The organism is Stygiolobus sp. CP850M (genome assembly GCF_037389425.1).
Classification (GTDB): domain Archaea; phylum Thermoproteota; class Thermoprotei_A; order Sulfolobales; family Sulfolobaceae; genus Stygiolobus.
On record NZ_JBBHKR010000056.1, the window covers coordinates 1 to 16,133 of the forward strand.

The window sequence follows — 16,133 nt, forward strand, 5'->3', positions numbered from 1 at the left end:
AAAATGGTTTTTGAATATTTTCTCACTCTTTAACCTTTTTAACTTGTTCCATCGCCCACATCATCGGACAATATCCACCGCACATAGTACAAGCTTTTACCTTAGGTTTTCCGAACTGTGTATATACTCTATAAGCGTTATCTGGATCTATGAGCTGAGATATCATTTTGTCCCATTCTAACCTACCTCTGTACGTACTTACCTTGTCGTCCCACTTTCTAGCTTTTTTACCGAGTTTTACGATATCACCCACATGAGCTGCTATTCTATAGGCTATTGCACCCTCTTCGACTTGTTTGACCGTAGGTAGGCTTAAATGCTCTGCAGGAGTTAAGTAACATAATAGATCAGCGCCAGCAGAGGCAGCAAGACCAGCACCTATAGCTGATGCAATATGATCATAAGGAGCTGCTACGTCTGTAGGTAAGGGTCCCAATACATAATACGGTACTCCACCTGTCAGCTTCTTCATTAGCTTTACATCCCATACGACTTCGTTAAGCGGCATATGTCCAGGTCCTTCAACCATGACTTGGACACCTTTACTTATTGCGTCCTTTACCAGTCTACTCGTTTCTATTAGCTCACTTACTTGAAACTCGTCATGTGCATCTGCTGTAGCCCCAGGCCTTAGCGCATCTCCTAACGAAATCGTAGCGTCATATTCCTTAAACATCTCAAGTATATAATTCCAATTTTTTCTATAAGGATTTTCACAATTATTATGTATCATCCATCCGGCTATCATATCACCCCCTCTTGAGACTATCGGTATCATTCTTCTGCTCTTTAGGGCTCTAATAGCGAGATCTTTCGTAATGCCAGCGTGTATGGTCATGAATGCTACTCCATCTCTCAGTTGTTTTTCGACGGTTTTCAATAGGTCGTCTTCCGTGAAATAAGCTCCTCCAGACCTCTTCTTGAACGACTCTATGAATACTTGGTAAATCGGAACGGTTCCTACGGGGATTTCGCTGTGCTGGATAATTGTCCTCCTGATCTCGTCCAAATCTCCGCCAGTCGATAAATCCATAAGTGTGTCCCCCAATTTGTTAGCTATTTTTACCTTCTCTAACTCCATTTCCACACTTACTACTTCACTGGAAGTACCTATGTTTACATTGATCTTTGTTGTAATACCCTTACCTACAGCTATTAACCTCTTGCTTGGTTTTTTCACGTTTCTTATCAATATTATCTTTCCATCGGCAATTCTTCTTCTTACCTCTTCTGGAGAGATTAGTTCTAACTTTGATATGGCTTTCATCTCGTCTGTGATATTACCTCTCTTTGCTTCTTCGATTATCGACATAAGTATGAATTGGAATAATTAACTTATAAATATTATTATATTCTAAAACAAATAAATATATAGATTAAATAAAAAATCTATTAGAAAGCTTAAAATTTTATTAGTAATCAAGTTTTTCCTAACCTAATTCCCACTCTTTCTTGTTAAAATTCTCGGTTAGAAATTCCTTAATTTTGCCAAATACTAGAGGCATAAGGATTATCAATTTATCGGAGAATAGAGTATACCTCTTTACCTTTAGAACGACAATATAACCGATTCTCCCCTTCCTCAAGACAAATACTGAAATAAATGCCCTTACTTTCAACTTTCCTATTAGGAGTAAGGATTCTAAGTCTGCCCTATAAGGAGATATTCTGGCTGTTCCCTTTCTGAGTCTTATAATGGTCGAATCACTGTTGTGATATTCGATATCGTCCCAACTGGCCAATAAGTTAGAGGCGTAGGATGACCAACTAAGATAAATCTTCTCATTTAGATTCGCAAAATACCCCCAAGAAAGCGGTATCATAGATGCTAGCAAAGTGTATTTTATGATACTATGCTCCATCAGTAAAGAGAGCAATAAGTAAACAATTGTGAGGATTATGTACTTTCTCTCGTTCAATAGATACGTTAACAAGACACCGAGGAAGTAGTTCATAGGGATCAATAATAGAATTGAGTACTCAAACAGCTTCTCGGTTACTACTAAAATGGTAACAAATGACACAATTAAGAACGTTAATAGATAGAAAATTTTTCCTCTCAGTTTCTTATATTTTTCTACTATTTCTTTAGCGTCTTCATATATTGGTTTTAAGTTCTTTATCGATTCAGTGAATTCACTTTTACTTAACGATATGTCCTTATCTGAGATTATATTCCACGGGATTTCCATGAATACTAGTTATTTTTGTTAACACTTATATAAAACATTAAGGCAAATAGGTTATTTGACTCTTTATAACATTGAAGATATTATTTGTAAACTCTTCTTATCTAATACACTCAGATTAATCTAGAACGTATCATCGCTAGTATCTATAATGAAAATCTTTCCGTCGACTCTTATCAGGCTCCCCCTTCCTCTTGTCCTAATTTCAGTGTCTCCCCGGTCTGTACTCTCGGTCCAAACGAATTCATCTCCAGTAGTGGTTATTTTTTGATTCTCATAATCTTAGGTATAAAGTATTTCTTTTCTAGACAAGTTCTCACCTTCTCATACCCTTTGCCTCCTACTGTAGTAAATAGTTTCCCTTCTTTCGTCTTAATCAAGAGAAAATCAGGATTTGAAAGCGGGAAAGGCTTATACATTTCGACTTCGTATAAGACACCGTTTACCTTTACTCTTCTCTCTTCTAGGAACTCATATCCTTTACAGGCTCTAACATGTTTATGTAATCTGAAAATGTTGGGGAAGAACTTTTTGCCTTTTGAACTCCATGGAAATAGTCTAACAGACATAATATTTTTAGCTTATACTATTTTCTCCTACTCATTCGAATTTCTTCAAGTGTTGAAATTCATTCCTCATTATTATCTCACGCACTATAGCTTTAGTCTCTTCGACCAGTCTTGGGTCAAAACTCAATTTTTTATTAAAGGTAGACGTGCATACCTCCTTTAAGTATCGGTCCCTTATGTCTCCCAATTCCCTACTTATGTCCTTTAGAGGTTTAGGGTCTTCCCCGACACTTTCCGTAAGGTAGTATAGGATTCTAACTTTCTTCCTGAACTCATGGAAGTCTTCTATTAGAATGTGGTTATATATTTCACGTATCTTTTCAAAAACTACTAGCCTACTACCGTATATTTTAGGCAAGTAACAACTAGAAATTTTAGGTAGTATTTTTGTTACTTTTAATGCTAGCAGTTTTCTGTTTATCGGAATACAACCTGATACATCGGCATCTCTTATTCTTCCTAGAATTCTTACGGCTTCTTTAGAGTAGTATATGCAATCCGAGTTATGGTAAAGCCTGCTTAATGTTAAGGATAATGTCAGGTATTTTCTCAAGTAAACTCTGGTATCATGGACTGATTCAGGTGAGGGGTTGAATCTCAGTGCTTTTCTCAAATTATTATTAGCGTAAAACTCTGGTCTCTCTTCAGGTTTCATTTCAGTACTTCCCTCACGTATTTGATGATTTCTTTGTGGGCTTCCTCGTAGTTTCTGTTAGTTTTAACCACTTTCAGTCCGTAAGTTTTTGAGATCTCAAGAAGATATTTTTGGAAAGTCTTAACATGGGTGCGGAAGGATGTGTATAAGTCCTTATTAATGCATAGGTCTATGGAGGAAGCTAAGGGGTCTATCTTACCGTTTTTCATTATAACTCTCCTACTGATAGTACTTACTGGGGCTACAAGTGAAATAGCTAGGTCGGGTTTTATTGCAAACGACAATACGTCACTGATCCAATTCCTATCGAGCCCTCTTGTTAAACCCCATGCCATGAGGGTATATACGTAACCGTCAGCCAGTACAACAAAGCCAGAATTAAGGGCTTCCTTAACGGTGTATTCTATCTGGTCTGCAAGGTCTGTAGCATAAGCAAGGAATAAAGTTATCCTCTGAAAAACGAGGTCTCTCTTAACCGTGCTTAACTTAGTCCCTAACAGCTGGCTCGACTGTAGTCCTATAGTAGTTACTCCGTAACCTTCTTCCTCGAGGTACTTTTTAATACCTTGTAGATGTGAACTCCTACCGGAGCCTTCTACACCCTCTACAGCTATTAAGATTCCTCTTTCCATAAGATCTCACTCACTTTTTCTCTTATTTCTATCTGAATCGATTTAGGATCCCTTTGACCGTCGATTACATAGAAATTCTCTATGGGGGCTAATTTGTCGTATACCGAGAGAACAGCACCCTGATATTTAAGAAATCCCTCCTCATGTTTCAAATCTGGGAAAATGTCGGCTCCTGCCTCGTTCGGTTTTATTTTTCTTCTATTTTCTTTTAACCTTCTCAAAGCCTCTTCAGCTGTAACTCTTATGAAAAAGACTATATCTGGTTTGATCGCGAATGAGTAAAGTTTAGCTACCCAATCTATGCTCAGCCCTCTTACGGAGTCCCTAGCATAAGCGGTGTAAATGTATCTGTCAGAAATTACTACGTAACCAGCTTTATACATAGGCAAAATGTATTTCTCGTATCTATCCGCGAAGTCTGTAGCATGTATTAAGCTGTAAGTTAAAGGAGTAAGCAAGTTCTTCTTTTTAGCTTCCTTTATACTCTCGTGTAACCACTCTGAAGAGTTCCATTCTGTGAGGTAGACCGGAACTCCCTTAGCTTCTAACCAGTCTCTAAGTAGTTTGGCTTGGCTCGACTTACCTGAGCCGTCTATCCCCTCAAATGCTATTATATGCCCTACCATTTTCTCACTCCTAACTCATAAGCCTCATGAAGTTCTTTCACTTTCTTTGCCTTTACGAGGATTGTGTCCTTATCTATTAACTTCTTCACCTTGTTATAGTACTTTTTCTTGAACTTCTTTGCTAAAGCACATAAGGTAGTAATAACGTTAATTTCGTCCGCAGTATATCCAGGTGTAGTGATCTCCCTAAAAACCTTATAACATGCCATGTAGGGATCCAAGAAGTTAGAGGCCTTCATGAGTTGTAAGAGGTAAAAAGCTGTACTTACAGCTACGTCTTTTGTTTCCTTAAGTGCTTCTCTATATGAGTCTACGAACGGTTCTACGTTGAAGTTGTAAGATACTCCTTCTACCCAAAATTCCCTTAGCTTGTCGACATTTTCTATTTCCGAGTCCATTAGAATCCCCTCACGTAGTCCGAAGGCTGAAATCATCACTTTATCTTTCCCCATTATTTCCATGAGCTCTTTAATGACGATTGCAGCTGAGTGAATAGTTAAAGCTCTTTCTTTATCAATTCCCGGTAGTTGTGATCTCTCGCTTATACTCATTGATGGAAGGATCTTAGCATATTTCGCAATTCTTTCATAACTAACAGAGTAACCGTGAATTTGATCCAGTTTTTCTCCTTCAAGTTTTAAATCCATTTTAGCAATGGCCCTCAGATTTCCACCGCTACCAACAAGTATCCCCTTTGATGAGGGCAGGGAAGCTAAGGCAATCCTCACTTCCTTTTTTATTTCCTCGGGGTTTTTGTCCATCATTCTCAGTCCTCCCAAGGGGAACTGGTATACGTCCCTTATCTTTCTCTGAGATACATAGGCTATTTCTAAGGATCCACCCCCTAAATCGAAGATTATTCCATCCTCTATTGGTAAAGTGTTGATTACGGCTAAAGCTGAATACTTACCTTCTTCCTCTCCTGACAGTACGGTTATTGGAAATCCGATAATACTAGATAGCCTGTTTGAGACCTCCGTTCCGTTACTGGCGTAACGAAAGGCACTAGTCCCCAAGATTTTAGCTTCTTTTATCCCTTTTCTATCTAGGAATTCCTTGAATTTACGCAAGGTAATTTCAGCTCTCTTTACGTTCTCCTCGGGTATGGGTTTTCCTTCGCTTACACCTAATCCTAACCTTACGTAATCCTTCAGCGAGGCTGTGAGCCTAAAGGAAAGGTTAGGGAATATAGAATAAAGAGAAAGCCTAAAAGAGTTGTATCCAGCGTCTATCACTGCCTTATAATTCATAGTCTCTTCATTACTTTCTGTGTTAGGAGTATAGTAAGTTTTCCTTTGAAGCTGGCCGGATCTATCTCTACAACTGCTACTCCACCTTTCTTCAGTTCAACTTCACCGCCCGTAACACTCTTTATAAATGTAGACAAGTGGGGCTCGTGCCCTACTAACATAATTACTTGTTCCGCTTGAGAGGAGTTTGTTTCCTTCAACTTTTCAATGATCGTGCTTACATCTTGGTCTGGTTCTAATTCTTTAATCGTCTCTATTTTTAAGTCCTCGTCAAGTTCCTCAAGAATGACTTCTGCTGATTGATAAGCCCTTATATACGGACTTGAAAACACTTTATCTATTTTGTAACCCATAATGTCTATGAAATTAGCGACTCTTCTCATCTGTTTTATTCCCTTTTTAATCAACTTTCTATCCTTATCTGGTAAGTTTTCTACCTTCGGTTCGGCTTCTCCGTGTCTTACAATTATTAGATGTAACATATGCGGTTTACTCCACATAGGTTAATAAGTATTTAAACATCAGGAATATATAACACTATATAGGCTATGCCGTGATACATAATTTAGGTAACGAGGAAAATTTAGACCGAAAGATATTTACTATTATCCCTTCCGTCAAAATTTTGAAATATAAACTAAATAAGACCGAGAGGAGATAGGTACAAAAAATCAGTGAAAGTATGGATAAGCCACATCGTACTTTCTCCTTCTTAAGCTATTATAGACCTCTGGAAATTCGTTTCTCAAGTATTCCTCAGGTAGTTTACTCAGATCGTATAAAGGTATATTTACCTCCTCTTTCTTTTTTTGAGTCCTTGAAATTCCTAACATTTCCTGATCAACTTATATTTGCTTTGAAATATTTAAAAAGTAATCCGCAAAGTTCAAGTCAGTATTAACATGATATCTAATGTTTTATATTATTCAATTATTTACAGTAAAGTTCGAAAGTTATTGTAAATAATAAAAAAGTTATTAAAAATGATAAATGTGAACAATTCGACAAGTTTCAATTTTGGCTAGATAAAATGAGCTATTTTCTTGAAACTGAGATAGAAACCTAACCACAATAATAAAGTAATAACACCACCTATGAGTATTAATTCCCTATTAATCCTAATGTAACCTTGCTCGTTAAACATTTCACCAACTAAAAGTGAGGAAATAGAGAAGGACAAACTTAATGATAGTAGAGATATTCTCATATAAATAGGGATATTACTAAACCATTTAAAAACAGAGCTATACAATTGTATACTAGGACATTAGTGTTAATGTTACCTTAAAAACGTCGTTTTCCTTAGCGATATTAACCATACATTTAAACTTTTTTGCTAACGGTATTATATCCCTTTGAACAACGGTTATATCGTCTGTTATTACGGTCAATTCATCCCCTCTATTCATCTTCCTAAGCTTGTTATACACTATCAAATGTGGAACTGAACAGCATAGTCCTATTAAGTTCACCTCTGATTTCATCTTTATCAGTTATTTCGAAATATGAAATTAAAAGTTAATTAACCTAAATATTATAATTATAGTTCATGGAGCTACAATTTAATCGTGCTGACAAATTGCTAGATGTAGAGAAATTTTCAAGGCTTTATATGCTTAAGAATATCAGGAAATTAGACTGGGGCTATGAAGGAGAGCTATCTCTTACCCGTTTTTTAAATTTTAAGTGTTTGATATACGTGAAGGGTAATGAGTTAAATATAGTTGAAAAGAACGGGAAGTTCACTATCGTGGTATTAGTAAGTCAAAATAAAGTGAACGTAGATATACGCACATCCAATGTTCTAATTAGAGAAACTCTTAAACTGAGGTTAGAAAAGAATTTTGAGAAATATAAGGATATTGTTAAGGTAGTCAAGGACGAGAAGCCAAGCAAGAGTAAGAGGGTCGTATTTATGAAAAGCGTAGGCGATTATATTCTCGACTTAAGAGGTTTAGTGTGCCCCGTTCCGGAAATAGAGGTGAAGAAAAAACTGATGGAACTGAGGATTGGGGAAAGCCTGGAGGTACTAGTAGACAACCCTGCTGCGGTAGAAATAACTTTTCCTGAAGTTGCCAAGTTATTCCGCTGTAGGTATGAAGTGTTCAATATGGGTGATTACGTTTCCTTCGTGTTTTACAAACTTTCGGCGACTCCGACTAGAACAGAATATGTTGAAGCAATTGAGAACAAAGACTTAAAGAAAATTAAGGAATATTTCAGAGAGGGAGAGTTTAGAGCTTTCCTATATTTTTACTTCAGTAAAATTGAGAAAAGTATTACGTCTAATGGTATAAGAAGGGATCAACTAAAAAAGGACGTACTCGGTTTAATTACGGCTGCCCCAATAGGAAGGGGATGGCTACTAACTGCCCTTGTTGATAAAGACGGATTGATTGCCTTAAGGCTCGATACAGACGAAGGAGTATACTTTGATGAAGAAGCTTTAGCCAGGCTCCCGAAAGAAGGTATGGTAAATATATTTTATTTATCTCACAATAATTAGAAATTAGATTTATAAATAAGAAAATTTTTAAAAAACTCACGCTAAAAGTTTTTTATGTTAAAGAAAGACGAATGCGGTTGTGTCGTAGAAAGGAAGTTTGCGTCAGACTACTTAGTTAAAAGATTATATAATTCTAGTAAGGGAAAAGAGATCTGCAATGTCAAGATTGACAGCTCACGATGGTTCAAGCTCTACCGTAATTCTGAGGGAATAATAACTTACAAATCCTCAGAATGCCCTATAGTAGTTATCTGTTTAGAAGCACTTTGTGAAGCTTACGAAGACAACAAAAAGTTCTTGTCTTATGAAAAAGCTATAGAAAAGCTCAGGAGCATAAAGGGATTTCAAATTAACCAAATCTCTGACGTAATTGCAAAGGAGTTCTCGGAGTGTTTAAAGATATGACCAAGAATGTAGCTTATATCGTAGAGTCTAACTTAGGTTCTTACATACTGGGCAACATGATAGTACCCCAACTGGAAGAAGACAGACATGGTGTGAACGTTGTTGGGATGTTTTTCATTCATGATAATGTTTACCTTTTGATGGAAGGAAACCCTCTGGCTGAAAGGCTAGAGAAACTAAGCAAGGAGAAGGGGATTTATCTTCAAGTATGTGATCAGTGCGTTTATATGAGGAACTTAGCTGATAAAATCATCAAAGTTGCAAAGATAGGCTGCTTCCCGGACTTCTATAAAGCGGTCGTCCACAAAGTTGATCTAATTATAACTATTTAACTTTTTTTCGTAAATTTTTTAATTGATGTATAAAGGGTTTATAAATCAATAATTCTTTTATTTTTTAGTAACGAGGAATACATGATAAGATATGTCCTATAAAATATGGTTGTTAGCTGGATTCTTGATAATTATATTGATTGGTGTAGGTGCAGCCTATATAATGATGAAAAGTTCGACAAGTTCATCACCATCATCTGTCTCAACTCCAGTGGTCTCTACGTCGACAAGCTCCTCATCGACAGCTAATAACAACTTCTACTTCTTGGTCTTTACGCAAAAGGGACTCTCACAAGTGATCAACCCGTTCTCGACGTCTGCCCAGTTCTTAGGATTCCAGCATGTAGTTAACATATCCGTTAACTTACCACAACAAGTCTATTATTGGGTAGAGGTTCCAGCTATGCAAATGTTCGACGGCAAGTATATATTTGCACCCGTAAATAACGGGTCAGTATATGTTGTAGACTCATCTACCATGAAAGCCGTCAAAAATTTCTCGGTAGGAAATAAGATAGGATTTATAGGAGTGGCTATATCTCCTAACGGTCAGTATGCTGCAATAGCTGATGGTCCTTCTGGAGTTGTTGAAGTTATAAACTTAAGCAATTTACAAGTAGTATGGAAAGACCAATTCTTATCCCCAACCGGTAGAACATATTATCCATGTGATGTGAGGTGGGCTCCCAACGGGCAATATTTGATAGTACCTATGAAATTCAACAATAGTGTCGACACAATAAATGCAATGACCGGTAAAGTGATGAATGTGCTAACTACATCCCCTGGGTCTCAACCTTATATGGTAAGTCCAAATATGCAGGGCACAATGGTAGCCGTAGAATTTGCTGGAAATAACTCAGTAGGTTTCTATTCCTTACCTAACTTACAATATATGGGCATGGTAGCAATGCCTAGCGGTGTAACCCCTCAGAGGGGAACGTTCACTCCGGATGGTAAGTATTATTTAGAGGCGCCAATTAATAAAAACGAAGTTGTGGTCATATCCACTTCGTCTTTCAGTATCGTTAATACCATATCCCTACCTAGCATATCTCCTCAAGGTTTAGCTGATATTGGTATTACTCCCGGAGGGAGTTATGCTTATGTCGTAATTCACGGCTCTGTGAGTAGCGGAGGCATGATCGTCTTGATAAGCTTGAACACTATGAGCATAGCTTATGAAGTCCCGTTGACTACTGCTCCAGCATTTGTATTGCCCATAAGTGAATCTACTGGAGGCTATTTAGTAGATAACGTGATGTTGCCACCTATTACGGGTCTTCACTGTTGAGGGATGTACAGTGCCGCTAAAAATAAATCCTTTTTTCTACGTCTTTATATTTTTCAACTCCACAGTATTCCTGCCCATAGTAGTAAATGGTTTAAGAATATACCTTTTATGGTACTCCCCGCTAGCTGATACGGGGCAGGTAACTTTTTTAGACCCATTCTTATTGTTTGCATGCCTTTACATAGTCGTAACTACGGGTCTAGGTTATTATATCTACAAGTTGAAAAAAGGGAGATTCATTCTGGTCTCAGGACCTATGAGGATGAGGAGCGTGATTAAAGCCACTCTTAAAGACAAAGTGGGAAGGTACTTAGTCTCGTCTTTTGGTATATCTTTTTTCCTTTCCTATCTCATAGTGTCTGGCTTGTGGTTGATACCTAACGTTAACGTAAGTTCTTACTTCTTATGCCTTACAGTAATCACATATAAAGGTAGTGGTATCCCAGTTTTCCAATTACCCCTTCTTGGTTATTTCGTTATCAACACATGGATGCTTCTGCTGGGTATCATCAACGACATAGTCCTCTCAATTGCACTTATGCTCGGATATTATATTATGTCGTTGATTTACGTATCACTAAATGCCTTCGAATGGAAGATACCTAATAGCTTCAGGTTAGCGGCCACAAACACTGTCGGGGGCTTTCTTACTGCATCTGTTCCTACTCTCGGTACCATAGCAGGAGTGTGTTGTTTAACTCCTACTGCGGTGAATTCCTTACTTTTCCTCCTATCCTCATCCTACCCTGCAGTAACTAAGGGCATTATGTGGAAGTACGGGACTTTCATTTTGGGAACCTGGACGGGAGGCATTCTTCAAGCGGTGCTCCTAAGTTCTCCGGTCATAGTCGGATTGGTGTTGATTGGTATTAGTGCGTATGAGGTTTACAGGATATCTCATTTAATTGTAAGTAGGGTGAGATTATGACTAGGAGAATAAGAAGGGAAGAGAAGGTATCTACTCGTTATAACAACCTATTCCCGATACTAACTAGATTAGGACTAGCAACTACGTGGATATATGCTGGTGTATTCATGAAGCTTTTGAACCCAGGTTATCTTAACCCTGCTTCTACATCTTATGTTGGGGTTACAATTCAAGTCTTACTGCAAGGTCCTTTAATGAGGGGATTCCTCGAATCTGTGGTCTTACCCCACGTTTATCTGGTTGGAATCCTTGTAATGATCGCAGAAATATGTTTCGGCGTGCTCACCCTCACTGGGACAATGTCAAGGTTTGTTAATACTGTGGCTTTTTATCTAAACTTGATATATTTCCTCTCTGCATATTGGGCTGATGCTGAAGAGTATGGAATAAACCTTCTCATGATGATTCTAGACCTTTACATTGTGTTTAACGGCGTTGCCGGTCCTTCAGTAGACTCATTGATAGGTAAGAAGTGGGAGAAGATAAACGATTGGAAGATTTGGTTCTTTATCGGCTCTATTTTCTATCTTGCAGTAGTTATTTACCTTTATATCACATAAAATAATTAAAAGGTTTATAAATGAATTATTTTTTTATGCGTTAATTTCAATTAGTTATTTGAGGTTTAAACTATGAGTGAGGAATTAAAGACGAAAAATCCAGATGTAGTGATCGACGTAAGGGGGGAGTCATGCCCAGTACCGGAAATGGAGGCGAGTAAGAAGCTTAAGAAGATGAAGGCAGGAGAGGTATTAGAAGTGCTGACAGACCACCAGCCCGCAGTTGACGTCACTCTCCCTTCGCTCGCAAAGAATTTAGGATACCCGTTTACCGTCATTAAGGACGGTGATACATACAAGGTAAGGATATTAAAGGTGAAGTAAAAGTGGCAAACCCTCCAATGGTGTTGAGCCCAGTTTTTTCAGAAAGCTGGGCTGAAGTTTATGCATTTTTTGCACTTGGTGGTTTTATTTTAGGTTGGGTCGCCCAAAGGGGCAACTACTGTTTTGTTAACGCTATGACATCTATTTTTACAACTAGAAGTTTTGAAAGATTCGGGGCACTTCTTATACTTTTCGGACTTTCGGCCTTAGGTTGTGGTTTGCTCGTCGCTTTCGGAGTCATTCCCGCTGTTGATCAATATTACTTCAACTACTTTGCAGGGTGGTACATACTCGTAGGCTCGTTCATATTTGGTTTTGGTGCGGCATTAGCCGGAGGATGCAATCTATCAATGTTGTATAGAGCTGCTAGCGGTTACGTGCAAAATTGGATAGAGTTATTCGGAATGATGATAGGCACTTACGTTTTCGCCGTAGGTATCTGGCCCTTCCAACAATATACCATGGAGAAAGGTATATTCTCCACAACTATGGGGGGTTACGTAGAATACTTACCTTACGATATATTTCATTCTGTCTCTCCCATGGCGATCTATATAACTACTTTGATGTTAGGATTACCTTTAGTTCTCCTCGGCATATATCTTCAGCAGTACACTAAAAAGAAGTGGTTAGCTAACTTGAGAATTGCACCTCAGGGATTACCTATTTCAATGACTATTAGTCCTCAAGGTCAAGTACTAGGAGAGGAAAAGACTAAAACTAGCTGGAAGAAAGAGGTAAAGGACTTATTACTTCTTAAGAAACCTTACGGAACTAATTTAGCTACTGTTTTACTTGCGTTAGATATAATTTTAGTATATATCGCTGGTGCAGGCTATACGTTCAACTATCTAGTCATAACTTCCTCTGATGGAGGAAGGTTCTTCGAGTATATTCTAATGCTCTTCGGTGTCAACTTATTCACTAATACACCGTGGTTTAACGATTCATTACCTATCGTAGATCCGAGCACACTAATGGTAATAATGTTATGTGTTGGTGCTTTTACAGCCTCATTCCTTAGTGGGGACTTTAAGATTAGAATACCTAGAGAAAAGAAGAGATTACTGATAGGGTTCTTGGGAGGGATGTTAGTGGGAATAGGAGTTAGAGTGGCTTTAGGCTGCAACGTGGGATTGATGTGGACTAACTTCGCCCAGTTAGGTTACGACGGCATAATATTCTTGTTCGGAATGTTGGGAGGAATTTACTTAGCCGTGAAAGTTCAAGAGAGGTTGTGAGCTATGTTGGAGTCAAGATATCTTAGAAGATTATTAGCTCCCCTTATACTTTCCTTTTTTGCGATAGGCTGGTACAAGTTCAGTGAAGGCACTTTAGCCAATGCAAATCAGATAGCGTTGAACACGGCTAATTTTGCAGTATACGTTCAGCAAACACAGTATGATGGATACTTGACGGCCACAAGATACATATGCTACGTGGTCGTGTATGTCGGTCTAGCTCTATTCTGGTACAACCTTGTAAAAATAGTGGAGGCGAAGGAGAGAAATGGTTGACGTAGCTATTATGATGGTATCGGGAGACCACGAGAAGATGTACATGGGTATAGTGACGGCGATAGGCTATGCTGCGAGTGGAAATAAGATCTACATGTTCTTCACTATGGACGCATTAAAGGCACTCACTGAAGAGAACGAGAAAATAACTCTACCTAACACTAAACCGTTGAAATACTATGTGGAAAATTTAATGGATATGGCTGGAGAAGACTTAGAAATTGTTGCTTGCGAGCTTGGAATGAAGGTTAAGGGTATTGAGAAACTCGCTTACCCGGTGAAAATAAGTGGTGTATCGGAGTTCGCTCTAAAAAGTAGTGAAGCGAAAATTGTCCTCGTTTTCTAAGTCTTTTTTCTTTTCCGTATCACGTACCGTTTTTGGCTAACTATTATATACCAACGTCACTTTGTTTATATTGATATGAAAAAAATTACGTCTATCTCTCATTTGGAACGATTCCTTTCAAAGAGACTAATGTTCATCTCAATGCCCCCGCTCATGGAACCCTTGTTTAAGAAGGTAACTAATGACAGAATAGTATTTGTACCAACCAAATTTAGTAGTAAGGATGAGCTTGAAAATTACTCCAAAGAAGTTAGGAGTAAAAAGGAAGGCATAATACTAGGTAGAGGTTACGTAATAGACCTAATAAGAGGTAAAGTTAAACTGGGTGAGGGTTCGACAACTTTAACCGGTAACGTACTAATATTTGGTTATAAGAAAGCGTTAAAGATTCTAGATAAACACAAGGTTTCGGATAAGGTAAAAGTCTTAGAATATTCATCTCTCCCTTTCGATAATTGTGTAACTTATGTGCCTTCTTTAATCGCAGAGGCAATAAGGCTTCAGGAAAGGGATAAACTTAATGACCAAATTAAAGTGTTAAATAAGTTTAAGCTACTACTCTACAAAAGACCGACATCAAAGGATCCGATCGACGCTCTAAAGGAGTCTTATAGGGGATCCAACTTAAAAGAAGACTGGGAAAAGTTAACCCCCAAGTGGAAGGAGGTTATACACTATTACTTAGACTCCTCTCTTGGTCTTTTACCTGGGGAGAGCGAGAGAGCTTTAGAGAATTTATCAGATTATTCCTCTGGCTATGACTTGGAGCTTTCAAGTCCTAAATATCCAGAGTTTGTGGATTTATTAGATCTAAGTTTAAGGAATCTACTGAACGGGAAAAACGTTTACGTCATAGGTAGTTTGAGGTCGGGTAAGTCAACTTTCGCATCTCTACTTGCAAAAAGGTTTGAGGAACTCGGGTTCAAGGTTAAGATAGTGGATTATCACGGTATTCCCCAAGGTTATAAATATATTGAGAAGTTAGCAGAAGAACTAAACGATAAAGAACCGTTGATTGGAGTTTTGACCTATGATTTATACCGTGTAATTCGCCCTAAAAAGGGTTTAATGGTGAAGCCAGGCAGTAGAGTGATATTCTCGCTTACTGAAAGAAAAGATTTAGCAGTAAAGATAGATAAGGGTGTATACGATGTTCCTCTCAGTTTCCTATTAACTTTAGAGAACGTGGACTTTGACGATTACTTTTTCGATTATATGTTTAACGTGATATTTGATGCTGACCCTAATAAAGTCTTGTGGTATTTACCGCTACTGAAACTTGCTAAAGACTATGGTCTGCCGATACCTAGAATGTTAAGTAGAATTTCCTTAGAGATTAACGGAAGGAAACTTGATAAAGACAAAGATCTAATACTGAAGTGGTTTTCTGTAGTAAACAGAGATATAAAGATAAAGATTTCAGAAGAATATGGAACAGATCTCATAGACACGATAGATGTAAATAAAATAAAGAAAGTCCTCAAAGAAGAAATAATTAAAGTATTAAAACCTGAAAACTCTCTGTCTCTGATTGAGTTATATTATTACTCTCTTATGGATTTTGACTTCCTACAAGTACCGAATATTGGAGAACTTAGGGACTATCTCACCTCAGGGAAAAAAGTAAATAGGATGGTTAAGGAAATTCTGGAAGAATTATTACCTAATTTGATAGAAAATTCCTCACAAAGAGTTGAAGAAATCTGTATGTCTCTAAGAACTAGAATCTCAACGTTTAAGAATACTTCACAAATAGACAAGGAGAAAATGAATGAGATTTTAGAAGATACATTGCTAGCTCCGTATAAGCTCGTCTCTGAAATAAAGCTGGTTTTGAGTAGTAAACAATCACCACCGGATTGTGTTGAGACTGCAATACAAATAACGGTTTCAGCGGTAAAAGGCGGTAGAACCGAGTGGGTTAAGAGTGTAATACCCGACCTGATAAAGAGGGCAAAAGAGAACACGGTTTTTGCAAGACTCTTCTCTGTCATAGCATA

21 protein-coding genes and 1 pseudogene are annotated in these 16,133 nt (G+C 37.8%); 11 read left to right on the forward strand and 11 right to left on the reverse strand.

The annotated features are described in order from the left end of the window. Positions 1–22: 22 nt before the first annotated feature. The 11 genes from thiC to WIW89_RS05670 form a co-directional block, all read right to left on the reverse strand. Positions 23–1,312 carry a phosphomethylpyrimidine synthase ThiC gene (thiC, locus tag WIW89_RS05620; protein ID WP_337720053.1) on the reverse strand — a complete coding sequence of 430 codons (1,290 nt, stop codon included), beginning with the start codon at positions 1,310–1,312 and terminating at the stop codon, positions 23–25. 118 nt (positions 1,313–1,430) lie between these two features. Beyond that, positions 1,431–2,192 (reverse strand): hypothetical protein, encoded by a 762-nt coding sequence (locus WIW89_RS05625; RefSeq protein ID WP_337720054.1) that lies wholly within the window; start codon positions 2,190–2,192, stop codon positions 1,431–1,433. A 257-nt stretch (positions 2,193–2,449) separates the two neighbouring features. Next, positions 2,450–2,758: a hypothetical protein gene (locus tag WIW89_RS05630; RefSeq protein WP_337720055.1), complete on the reverse strand. Its 309-nt coding sequence runs from the start codon at positions 2,756–2,758 to the stop codon at positions 2,450–2,452. Positions 2,759–2,789: 31 nt separating this feature from the next. Beyond that, entirely contained in the window at positions 2,790–3,413 is a 624-nt protein-coding gene (locus tag WIW89_RS05635) for a CHAD domain-containing protein (protein WP_337720056.1), read from the reverse strand. Then, on the reverse strand, positions 3,410–4,045 hold the full coding sequence (locus tag WIW89_RS05640; RefSeq protein WP_337709825.1) for a dTMP kinase: 636 nt from the start codon (positions 4,043–4,045) through the stop codon (positions 3,410–3,412). Before WIW89_RS05640 ends, WIW89_RS05635 begins: the two co-directional genes overlap by 4 nt. Next, positions 4,027–4,671, reverse strand: coding sequence for a dTMP kinase (gene tmk / locus WIW89_RS05645; protein ID WP_337720057.1), 645 nt, complete (start codon positions 4,669–4,671; stop codon positions 4,027–4,029). The genes WIW89_RS05640 and tmk overlap by 19 nt, the downstream gene beginning before the upstream one ends. Then, complete coding sequence (locus tag WIW89_RS05650; protein ID WP_337720058.1) at positions 4,665–5,921, reverse strand: Ppx/GppA phosphatase family protein; 1,257 nt, start codon at positions 5,919–5,921, stop codon at positions 4,665–4,667. Before WIW89_RS05650 ends, tmk begins: the two co-directional genes overlap by 7 nt. After that, entirely contained in the window at positions 5,918–6,403 is a 486-nt protein-coding gene (gene sixA / locus WIW89_RS05655) for a phosphohistidine phosphatase SixA (protein ID WP_337720059.1), read from the reverse strand. Before sixA ends, WIW89_RS05650 begins: the two co-directional genes overlap by 4 nt. A 189-nt stretch (positions 6,404–6,592) precedes the next feature. Then, on the reverse strand, positions 6,593–6,754 hold the full coding sequence (locus tag WIW89_RS05660; protein WP_337709831.1) for a hypothetical protein: 162 nt from the start codon (positions 6,752–6,754) through the stop codon (positions 6,593–6,595). Positions 6,755–6,942: 188 nt separating this feature from the next. Continuing rightward, positions 6,943–7,128, reverse strand: a complete 186-nt coding sequence (locus WIW89_RS05665; RefSeq protein ID WP_337709832.1) for a hypothetical protein — start codon at positions 7,126–7,128, stop codon at positions 6,943–6,945. 52 nt (positions 7,129–7,180) lie between these two features. Continuing rightward, positions 7,181–7,405, reverse strand: coding sequence for a sulfurtransferase TusA family protein (locus WIW89_RS05670; protein WP_337702946.1), 225 nt, complete (start codon positions 7,403–7,405; stop codon positions 7,181–7,183). A 65-nt stretch (positions 7,406–7,470) separates the two neighbouring features. Here WIW89_RS05670 and WIW89_RS05675 point away from each other — a divergent pair, with 65 nt between their 5' ends. The 11 genes and pseudogenes from WIW89_RS05675 to WIW89_RS05725 all read left to right on the forward strand — a co-directional run. Beyond that, positions 7,471–8,427: a sulfurtransferase TusA family protein gene (locus WIW89_RS05675; protein WP_337720060.1), complete on the forward strand. Its 957-nt coding sequence runs from the start codon at positions 7,471–7,473 to the stop codon at positions 8,425–8,427. A gap of 54 nt (positions 8,428–8,481) precedes the next feature. Next, positions 8,482–8,832, forward strand: coding sequence for a hypothetical protein (locus WIW89_RS05680; RefSeq protein ID WP_337702942.1), 351 nt, complete (start codon positions 8,482–8,484; stop codon positions 8,830–8,832). Continuing rightward, the gene (locus tag WIW89_RS05685) at positions 8,829–9,164 is read left to right on the forward strand and encodes a sulfur reduction protein DsrE (protein WP_337702938.1); all 336 of its coding nucleotides are present in this window, start codon (positions 8,829–8,831) and stop codon (positions 9,162–9,164) included. Before WIW89_RS05680 ends, WIW89_RS05685 begins: the two co-directional genes overlap by 4 nt. Before the next feature lie 91 nt (positions 9,165–9,255). Then, entirely contained in the window at positions 9,256–10,458 is a 1,203-nt protein-coding gene (locus tag WIW89_RS05690; protein WP_337702936.1) for a YncE family protein, read from the forward strand. Positions 10,459–10,468: 10 nt separating this feature from the next. Further along, positions 10,469–11,386 carry a hypothetical protein gene (locus WIW89_RS05695; protein ID WP_337720061.1) on the forward strand — a complete coding sequence of 306 codons (918 nt, stop codon included), beginning with the start codon at positions 10,469–10,471 and terminating at the stop codon, positions 11,384–11,386. Beyond that, complete coding sequence (locus WIW89_RS05700) at positions 11,383–11,946, forward strand: TQO small subunit DoxD (RefSeq protein ID WP_337702933.1); 564 nt, start codon at positions 11,383–11,385, stop codon at positions 11,944–11,946. The genes WIW89_RS05695 and WIW89_RS05700 overlap by 4 nt, the downstream gene beginning before the upstream one ends. A 72-nt stretch (positions 11,947–12,018) precedes the next feature. After that, entirely contained in the window at positions 12,019–12,270 is a 252-nt protein-coding gene (locus WIW89_RS05705; RefSeq protein ID WP_337702931.1) for a sulfurtransferase TusA family protein, read from the forward strand. A 17-nt stretch (positions 12,271–12,287) separates the two neighbouring features. Next, positions 12,288–13,511: a YeeE/YedE family protein gene (locus tag WIW89_RS05710; RefSeq protein ID WP_337702982.1), complete on the forward strand. Its 1,224-nt coding sequence runs from the start codon at positions 12,288–12,290 to the stop codon at positions 13,509–13,511. 3 nt (positions 13,512–13,514) lie between these two features. Beyond that, a complete protein-coding gene (locus tag WIW89_RS05715; RefSeq protein ID WP_337720062.1) occupies positions 13,515–13,787 on the forward strand; it encodes a hypothetical protein in 273 nt (90 codons plus the stop codon). Then, the gene (locus WIW89_RS05720) at positions 13,780–14,133 is read left to right on the forward strand and encodes a DsrE family protein (RefSeq protein ID WP_337702926.1); all 354 of its coding nucleotides are present in this window, start codon (positions 13,780–13,782) and stop codon (positions 14,131–14,133) included. The genes WIW89_RS05715 and WIW89_RS05720 overlap by 8 nt, the downstream gene beginning before the upstream one ends. Before the next feature lie 153 nt (positions 14,134–14,286). Further along, a pseudogene (locus WIW89_RS05725) lies at positions 14,287–16,133 on the forward strand (hypothetical protein); the annotation flags it as partial.